Raw genomic sequence first — 7,829 nt, forward strand, 5'->3', positions numbered from 1 at the left:
TTCTTCGTCGGCCGCGCGCTGGGCGGACCGCGGCTCGCCCCGGCGATTTCGCCCGGCAAGACCTGGAGCGGTGCCATCGGCGGTGCCCTGGGCGGTCTTGCAGCCGGGCTGGCGGTCGCCGGCTTTGATTCCGGCGAACCCGCGCTTCTGTGGGGTGGACTCGTCGCGCTTGCACTGTCGGTCGTTTCGCAGGCGGGGGATCTGTTCGAATCCGCTCTCAAGCGTCGCCACGGCGTGAAGGATTCGGGCCGCCTCATCCCCGGTCACGGCGGCGTGATGGACCGGGTGGACGGGCTCGTCGCTGCCGCGCTTCTGTTTTATCTTCTGGGGGCGCTGCTTTCCGGTCCGAACACTCCGGCTGCGGCTTTCTTCTCCCGCTGATCGGTGCTAGTGGGTGCGCGAACCGCCTTGGATTTGCCAATCTTGGCCGGACAGTAGCCAGGAAAGATCAAGCACCGAATCAATGAAGGAAACGACGTGGCCGATATAGCTGTTCCCTTCATCGCTGTCGGCAACTTCCTGATCGGGACGATCATCCCGTTCCTGTTCGTGCTCACCGTGGTCGTCTTCGTTCACGAGATGGGGCACTATCTTGTCGGCCGCTGGTGCGGCATTGGCGTGCGTGCGTTTTCGATCGGCTTCGGCCCCGAACTCTTCGGCCTGACGGACCGGCGAGGCACGCGCTGGCGCGTCTCGGCCATTCCGCTCGGCGGCTATGTCAAGTTCGTCGGCGATGTCGGGGCGACCAGCCAGCCCGATGCCGAGGCCGTGGAAGGATTGTCGGAAGAGGAGCGGCGCGTCGCCTTTCATACGCAGCCGGTCTGGAAGCGCGCTGCGACGGTGTTTGCCGGCCCCTTGTTCAATTTCCTGCTGACGATCGTGGTTTTCTCCGTCATGTTCGCCACCTTCGGCCGCTACGTAGCCGAGCCGATGGTGGCCGAGGTGCGCCCCGACAGCCCTGCCGCCGAAGCCGGCATTCAGCCCGGCGACCGGTTCGTGTCCGTTGACGGGGTGCGGATCGAAACGTTCTCAGACGTGCAGCGGCTCGTCTCGGGACGGGCCGGCGACCCGCTCACCTTTGTGCTGTCGCGCGACGGGCGGGAGATCACCACTGAGGCCACTCCCGAGGCCACCGAGCAGACGGACGCTCTGGGCAACACGGTGAAGATCGGCATCATCGGCGTGGTCAACAACGAGGCCCTGGGCCAGCCGCGCGTCGTCGAATACGGTCCGCTCGAGGCGGTCGGAGCCGGCGTGGCGGAGACCGGCAGCATCATCGCCCGCACCGGGCAGTTTCTGAAGCGGCTGGTCGCCGGTCGCGAGGACCGGTGCCAGCTCGGCGGGCCGGTGAAGATCGCCGAGATGTCCGGCAAGGCCGCCGATCTCGGCTTCGAGTGGCTGGTGCAGCTCGTCGCGCTGCTTTCGGTCGGCATTGGAATTCTCAACCTTTTGCCCATCCCCCCGCTTGATGGCGGGCATCTGGTGTTCTACGGCTTGGAAGCTGTTTTGCGCAGGCCGGTACCCGGCCTGGTGATGGAGGCGGTCTATCGCGCGGGGATGTTAATGGTGCTGGCGTTCATGGCTTTCGTTTTCTGGAACGATCTGTTTGGATGCTGAATCGGAGGGATGCCATGAAAAGGGGTAGGGGTTGGGCGCTCGGCATTGTTGAGGCTGCGTTTACCACGGTGAGCATTAGGCGTGACGGGAATGCCACTGTTCCGTGTTTCGTAAATGCAAATTAACCAGAAGCCTTGCGTGTAGGGAAATTCCGGCTATTACGGTATGCGATTTGCACGTCCGGATTTCTCGCCGTGGGGACAACGAGAATAGAAGGTATTTGAGCCCGATGAAGGCAGCTTCCAGATTCATGTCCGCCGTTTCGGTGGTGGCGCTTTCGGCCGGTTTCGTGGCGGCGGGAGCCATCGCGGTCCAGGTTGCGGCTGTCACGTCGGCCCAAGCAGCGACTGTCAGCCGGATTGAAGTGCGCGGCAACCAGCGCGTTGATGCCGAAACCGTCCGCAATCAGGTCGGCATCAGCCCCGGGCAGAACTTCACCAACGCCGATATCGACGAGGCGGTGAAGCGGCTCTTCGCCACCGGCCTCTTCGCGAATGTCTCCATCAGGCAGGCTGGCGGGGCGCTGGTCGTCACGGTGGATGAACACGCCATCGTCAATCAGGTGCTCTTCCAGGGCAACAGGAAGATCAAGGACCGCAATCTCGAGCAGGCGGTGCAGCTGCAGCCGCGCGGCGCCTTCTCCAATCAGCTCATGGAAGCGGATGCCGAGGCCGTACGCGAAGCCTATCGCCGCATCGGCCGTGACGACGCCATCGTGAACCCGCGTGTGCAGCAGCTCGAAGGTGGCCGGGTCAACGTCATTTTCGAGATTCAGGAGGGCGAGCGTACGAAGATCGCCTCCATCAGCTTCGTCGGCAACGAGGCCTTCAGCGACCGGCGCCTGCGCGACCTCATGTCGACGAAGGCGTCCAATTTCCTGACCTCTTTCATGCGCCGGGATATCTATGACGAGCAGCGGTTGCGCGCCGACGAGGAGGCCCTGCGCCGCTTCTACTTCAATCACGGCTATGCCGATTTCCGCATCATCTCGTCCTCGGCGGATCTGGTGGACAACCAGTACAATGTGACGTTCACGGTGGACGAGGGCGAACGCTACACATTCGGCGACATCCGGGTCGAATCGGCCATCTCCGACATCGACGTGAGCACGCTGCAATCGCATCTGGAGACGCGCAGCGGCGCCATCTACAGTGCCGAGGATGTCGAGCAGACGCTGGTCGGCCTGACGGAGGAGCTCGCCGGCCGCGGCTATGCCTTTGCCGAGGTCACGCCGCGCGGCAATCGTGATTTCCAGAACCGCACGATCTCCGTCGTCTATGATATCGATGAAGGGCCGCGCGCCTATGTCGAGCGCATCCAGATTCGCGGCAACACCCGCACCCGCGACTATGTGATCCGGCGCGAGTTCGACGTCAGCGAGGGCGATGCGTTCAACCGTGTCCTGGTGCAGCGCGCCAAGCGCCGCCTGGAGCGGCTCGATTTCTTCCAGACGGTCAACATCACCACCGTTCCCGGCTCGCAACCCGACCAGGTGGTACTGGTCGTGGACGTGGTCGAAAAGGCAACGGGCGAGTTCTCCATCGGCGCCGGCTACACGACCGGCGGCACGACGTCGAGCGATGGCGGCTTCTCGCTCGAAGGTTCGATCACGGAGCGCAACTTCCTCGGACGCGGGCAGTTCATCCGGCTCGCCGCGGCGGGTGGCGAGCATTCGCGCGACTTCACCTTCTCCTTCACCGAGCCCTACTTCCTGGGACGGCGGATTGCGGCGGGGTTCGATATCTTCCGCAACACGCGGACTTTCAGCAATTCCGACAACAACGACATCTATGATCGCGAGGCGACGGGCGGAACGATCCGCTTCGGCCTGCCGATCACCGATGCGCTGACGGCTCAGCTTGCGTACAACTATTCGCAGGAGGAGTATGAGCGGGTCGGCGACGCGGAAGTTTCCACGGCGATCGAGCAGGCGCTGGAACAGGGCAAGTGGATAAAGTCGTCCGTCAGTGGCTCCCTGATCTACAACACCCTCGATGACATGAAGAACCCGCGCGAGGGCATGCACGCGAATTTCACGACGGAAGTCGCTGGTCTTGGTGGTGATGCGCAATGGCTGAAGGTGACGGCGCGCGCGAATTACTACCACATGCTCTCCGACCAGCTTGACCTGGTTGGCCTGATGACGGTCGGCGGAGGCCATATTGTCGGTTTTGGCGATGAGGATCTGCGTATTTTCGATCAGTTCAACAGCAACACGCGTATAATCCGCGGTTTCAAGTACAATGGTATTGGGCCGTTTGAGACGACGCCTGGCGGAGATCGCGACTACCTCGGCGGCACTACCTATTTCCACGCCACTGCCGAGGCGCAGTTCCCTGTGCCTGTGGTTCCGGAGAGCTTCGGCTTGCGCGGCGCCATCTTCGCCGACGCGGCGACATTGTACGGCAGCGACTACGACAGCCCGAACGTTCACGGCACGGATATGGAGTGGCGTGCCTCGGTCGGCGCCAGCCTCATCTGGGCTTCACCATTCGGACCGCTTCGCGTCGACTATGCCGAGCCGATCGTGAAGGAAGATACGGACCGGATCCAGCACTGGAACTTCGGCATCTCGACCCGGTTCTGAGGCGAAAAGCTGTCCGGGCGCGATTTGCGCCGCCCGGACGAGAAGGCATCCATGAAGGAACCGGAATTCTTCGCTCCCGCGCGCCCTATCCAGGTTGGAGAAATCGCCACACTTACGGGCGCGCGGCTGGTGGGTGATGAATTCTCCGCCGTCGCCATCACGCATCTCGCGTCTGCCTTGGAGGGGGGCGAGGGTGCGCTTGTCTTCATTGACGGCAAGCGCAACGCGGTGAATCTCGCCTCGGTGCGGGCGGCGGCCGTTCTGTGCGCGGAGGAGATCGCGCTCAACGCGCCGGCGGGCGTTGCCGTTCTCGCCACGCCCCATCCGCAGCAGGCCTTCGCCACGGTGGCGCGGCTCCTGTTTCCCGCCGCCGTGCGGCCACAGCCCGTGACCGGAGAAACCGGCATCTCCTCCCATGCTTTCATCGCCCCGGACGCCCTTCTGGAAGAGGGCGTGATCGTGGAGGCTGGCGCAGTCGTCAGCGATGGCGTATCGGTCGGCCGGGGCACGATCATCGGGCCGCATGCGGTGATCAGCAAGGGCTGCAGCATCGGCCGCGAATGCTATGTCGGCGCCAATTCAACCCTGCAATACGCCATCGTCGGTGACCGGGTCATTATTCATCCCGGCGCTCAGATCGGCCAGGACGGGTTCGGCTTTCTGCCCGGCCCGCGCGGGCTGGAGAAGAACCCGCAGATCGGTCGCGTGGTCATCCAGGACGATGTGGAGATCGGCGCCAATACGACGGTCGACCGGGGCGCGCTGTCCGACACGGTGATCGGCGAAGGCACGAAGATCGACAATCTGGTACAGGTCGCCCACAATGTCCGGATCGGCAGGAGCTGCGTCATTGCCGGTCATTGCGGCCTGTCCGGCTCGGTAACGCTGGGGGATTACGCGATGCTCGGCGGACAGGTCGGTATCGCCGACCACATCACCATCGGCGAGCGGGCGCAGCTTGCCGCCTCCAGCGGCGTCATGAACGACATTCCCGCCGGCGAGCGCTGGGCGGGGTCGCCGGCACAGCCCATGCGACAGGCGTTCCGGGAGATCGCTGCGCTGCGCAGCCTCGTTGAAGGAAAGCGGAAAGGGAGTAAGGGTGATGGCTGAGAGCGCCTCGACCGCCACGCTGGAAAGCCTCGAAATAGCCAATCTTCTCGAACTCCTGCCGCACCGCTATCCCTTCCTTCTGGTGGACAGGATCGTCGAGGTGGACGGCGACAATTCCGCTGTCGGCATCAAGAACGTCACCGTGAACGAGCCGCATTTCATGGGGCATTTCCCCGGCCAGCCGGTCATGCCGGGCGTGCTCATCATCGAGGCGATGGCGCAAACGGCTGGCGCCATCTGCATCAATAACGCCGGCGATACCCAGCCCTCGGTCGTCTACTTCATGACCATTGACGAGGCGAAGTTCCGCAAGCCCGTGGTGCCCGGCGACCGCCTGGAGCTCCATGTGCGGAAGCTGAAACAGCGTGGCAAGATCTGGAAATTTTCCTGCGAGGCCATGGTCGACGGCGGCAAGGTGGCCGAAGCCGTGATCTCCGCCTTGATGTCGCCAAACGAGCCGGATTGACCGGTTGCATGACTGCACAAACCTTGATCCATCCCACCGCGATTGTCGAAGAAGGCGCCGAGCTGGGCAGCGGCGTGCGAATTGGCCCGTTCTGCCACGTCGGGGCCGATGCGGTGCTCGGCGACAATGTCGAGCTCATCGGCCACGTGACCATCATGGGCGCCACGACGCTCGGCGCGGATTGCCAGGTCTTTCCGAACGCCGTGCTTGGCGGGCCGCCGCAGAACTTTAAGCACAAGGGCGGGCGAACGACGCTGACCATCGGCCGCGGATGCGTGATCCGCGAGGGCGTCACCATGCATCGCGGGACCGACACCAGCCGTGGCAGGACCACGGTCGGGGAGGGCGGGCTCTTCATGGCCTATTGTCATGTCGCCCACGATTCCGAGGTCGGCAATCACGTGACCATGGCCAACTATGCTGCCCTCAGCGGCCATTGCGATATCGGCGACAACGTCATCATATCCGGCTATGCTGCGGTGCATCAATTCGTCCGCATCGGCCACCATGCCTTTCTCGGCGGCTTTGCGGCCGTCGTGGGGGACGTGATACCCTATGGCATGGCCGTGGGAGACCGGGCAACGCTGCGCGGCCTGAACGTGGTCGGCATGAAGCGCTCCGGAATGGCGCGATCCCAGATCCGCGAGCTGCGTAATGCCTATCGCCAGCTCTTCTCGCCCGACAGGCCGTTTTCCGAGAGCATCGCCCTGGTGCAGCGGGAATTTGCCGGCTCGGCGGCGGTCGAGGACGTCCTGGCCTTCGTCGTGGGCCGTGAAAAGCGCCCCTTCACCCTGCCGGTGCGCGGTCAATCCCTGGACGAGGATGATGACGGCGAATGAGCGCCCGCGGAAAAAACCCGGTTCGGCGCACGAATACATCGCCGTCGTGGCCGGCAGCGGGCTCTTGCCGCAAAGCGTGGTCGAAGGGCTGAAGGACGCCGGTCACCGTCCGCTGGTGGTGGCTCTGGAGGGCGAGGCCGATTTTGCCGAGGCGCCAGACTACGACCTGATGCGCCTTCCGCCGGAACGACTTGGGCAACTCGTGCCCCGGCTGAAGCGCCGTGGAGTGACACATCTCGTCATGGCCGGAGGTGTGAAGACCCGGCCGCCGCTGCGAAAGCTGCGTTTCAGCCCGCAGATCCTTCTTTATCTCCCCCGGCTTCTTTCCGCCTATGCGCGTGGCGATGACGGCCTGTTGCGCGCTCTGGTGACGTATGTCGAAGACAGTGGCATCCATGTGGTGGGCGCACATGAGGTCGTGCCGGAGCTTCTCGCGCCGGAGGGCTGCATTGGCAAGGTGAAGCCCAACCGGACGGACGAGAAGGATATTGCCGCAGCGCTCGAGGCCGCGCGCGCCATCGGTCGGCTGGACATCGGCCAGGCGGCGGTGGCGGTCGGCGGCCGTGCGATTGCGCTCGAGGGTATCGAGGGTACGGACGGGCTGCTCGAGCGGGCAAGGGCGCTGCGCTCTCATGGGCGCATCGCCGGAAAGACGCGCGGGGTGCTCGTCAAATGCGCCAAGCCGGGGCAGGAGGAACGCGCCGACCTACCGGCGATCGGGCCGCGCACGGTCAAGGACGCCCATGCCGCCGGGCTTGCCGGCATCGCCGTCGAGGCGGAACGGAGCTTCGTTCTCGACAGTGCCGAGACCGTGCGTTTGGCGGATGAACTCAATCTGTTTCTTCTCGGGTTCGCGCGGGGGAGAAAGGCGTGACCAGCAAGCCACCGTTGCGCATCGCCGTGATCGCCGGAGAGGAATCCGGCGATCTCCTCGGCGCGGACCTGGTTGCGGCGCTGAGCCGGCAGACGGGCCGGAAGGTCGAGCTGATCGGCATCGGCGGCCGTGCCCTTGAGGCGCACGGTCTGGCGTCCCTGTTTCCCGCCGACGACATTGCACTGATGGGGATTTCCGCCGTACTGCGTGATCTGCCGCGCCTGATGCGGCGCATCGGCCAGGCGGCGAAGGCGGTCGCGGCGGCAGGGCCCGATTGCCTCGTCACCATCGACAGCCCGGATTTCGGCCTGCGCGTGGCCAAGCGGGTGCGGGCGG

The 7,829-nt window shown here is 64.4% G+C and carries 7 protein-coding genes and 1 pseudogene; all 8 read left to right on the forward strand.

All coding sequences use genetic code 11. The features are described from left to right. Positions 1 to 381 (forward strand): phosphatidate cytidylyltransferase (locus ACFP9U_RS22240; protein WP_378624815.1); only part of this gene is annotated, 381 nt, incomplete at its 5' end. 96 nt (positions 382 to 477) lie between these two features. Next, positions 478 to 1,617: an RIP metalloprotease RseP gene (gene rseP, locus ACFP9U_RS22245; protein WP_378624817.1), complete on the forward strand. Its 1,140-nt coding sequence runs from the start codon at positions 478 to 480 to the stop codon at positions 1,615 to 1,617. A gap of 229 nt (positions 1,618 to 1,846) precedes the next feature. Then, entirely contained in the window at positions 1,847 to 4,204 is a 2,358-nt protein-coding gene (gene bamA, locus ACFP9U_RS22250; RefSeq protein ID WP_378624818.1) for an outer membrane protein assembly factor BamA, read from the forward strand. A gap of 51 nt (positions 4,205 to 4,255) precedes the next feature. Continuing rightward, positions 4,256 to 5,314 (forward strand): UDP-3-O-(3-hydroxymyristoyl)glucosamine N-acyltransferase, encoded by a 1,059-nt coding sequence (gene lpxD, locus ACFP9U_RS22255; protein WP_378624820.1) that lies wholly within the window; start codon positions 4,256 to 4,258, stop codon positions 5,312 to 5,314. Further along, positions 5,307 to 5,780 (forward strand): 3-hydroxyacyl-ACP dehydratase FabZ, encoded by a 474-nt coding sequence (gene fabZ / locus ACFP9U_RS22260; RefSeq protein ID WP_378624822.1) that lies wholly within the window; start codon positions 5,307 to 5,309, stop codon positions 5,778 to 5,780. Before lpxD ends, fabZ begins: the two co-directional genes overlap by 8 nt. 8 nt (positions 5,781 to 5,788) lie before the next feature. Beyond that, positions 5,789 to 6,619, forward strand: a complete 831-nt coding sequence (gene lpxA, locus ACFP9U_RS22265) for an acyl-ACP--UDP-N-acetylglucosamine O-acyltransferase (protein ID WP_322450225.1) — start codon at positions 5,789 to 5,791, stop codon at positions 6,617 to 6,619. Further along, a complete protein-coding gene (locus ACFP9U_RS22270) occupies positions 6,606 to 7,493 on the forward strand; it encodes an LpxI family protein (RefSeq protein WP_378624825.1) in 888 nt (295 codons plus the stop codon). The genes lpxA and ACFP9U_RS22270 overlap by 14 nt, the downstream gene beginning before the upstream one ends. Continuing rightward, positions 7,490 to 7,829 (forward strand): annotated as a pseudogene (locus tag ACFP9U_RS22275) (lipid-A-disaccharide synthase); the annotation flags it as partial. The gene ACFP9U_RS22270 and the pseudogene ACFP9U_RS22275, both read left to right, overlap by 4 nt.

The organism is Nitratireductor sp. GCM10026969, assembly GCF_042660605.1.
GTDB lineage: Bacteria > Pseudomonadota > Alphaproteobacteria > Rhizobiales > Rhizobiaceae > Chelativorans.